The sequence below is a fragment of the Coxiella-like endosymbiont genome, from assembly GCF_002871095.1.
In the GTDB taxonomy this organism is placed as follows: domain Bacteria; phylum Pseudomonadota; class Gammaproteobacteria; order Coxiellales; family Coxiellaceae; genus Coxiella.
The window spans coordinates 1-799 of record NZ_NSHJ01000065.1; the positions used below are offsets into that span (position 1 = coordinate 1).

Here is a 799-nt window from a genome sequence, read left to right on the forward strand (position 1 = left end):
GTTCTCTTCTTTCTTTTAAAATTATTATCTGATTTTAATAAGGCATTGTTGTTGCGGCTAGTGAACGTGACATCTCATATTAGTATTAATAAATTTGATTAACTAACGATTATAGCATAAATTGATATGTTCATCCTATCCCATACTTTAATCACTTAATCTACTAAAATGAATCCCAGATCAAAGTAGGCTCTAATAAAAAAGGCACTCTAATCGAAGTTAGAGTAATTAACACCTTTTGAGGAAAAACCTTGTATCAATGACAGAAAGTAGTAAGTTTATATGTGGCGTTTATAACTAAAATCATTAAATCAGTGAAAATTCCATCGTAAAATAAAATTGATTAAACGAGGGCTTATATTTGAAATAACTTTAGTGATTTAGAGATCGGGACGGCAGGGTTTGAACCTGCGACCTCTTGCACCCCATGCAAGTGCGCTACCAAGCTGCGCTACGCCCCGAAAAATATTTTTATATTATAAAATACCACTGATTTAATTTACAATTATATTATTAGGGATGTTGATGATAGTTATACCTTTTATCTTGAATAACTAGCAATAGTTTACTTTGATAATTAAGTTCTAACTTCTTCTCTTTCGTCGTCTTTCTAAATTATTAAAAACTTAAAAATAGCGATTGCCGAGCTGACTTTACTAAAATCACTACTCTATTTTAAAAGGGCATTTCATAAATAATCCTGAAAAATTTTATTATAAAACATAAATATCTAAATAATAATCAGCTTATTGCGTTTCAGGGAAGGATATATATAAGAGATATAAGTATAGTATAATGA

Annotated in this window: 1 tRNA gene; it reads right to left on the bottom strand. The window is 29.4% G+C overall.

From position 1 onward, the window contains the following. Nucleotides 1-387 precede the first annotated feature (387 nt). Nucleotides 388-461: transfer RNA gene (locus CLERM_RS00610), tRNA-Pro, on the bottom strand. Nucleotides 462-799 lie beyond the last annotated feature (338 nt).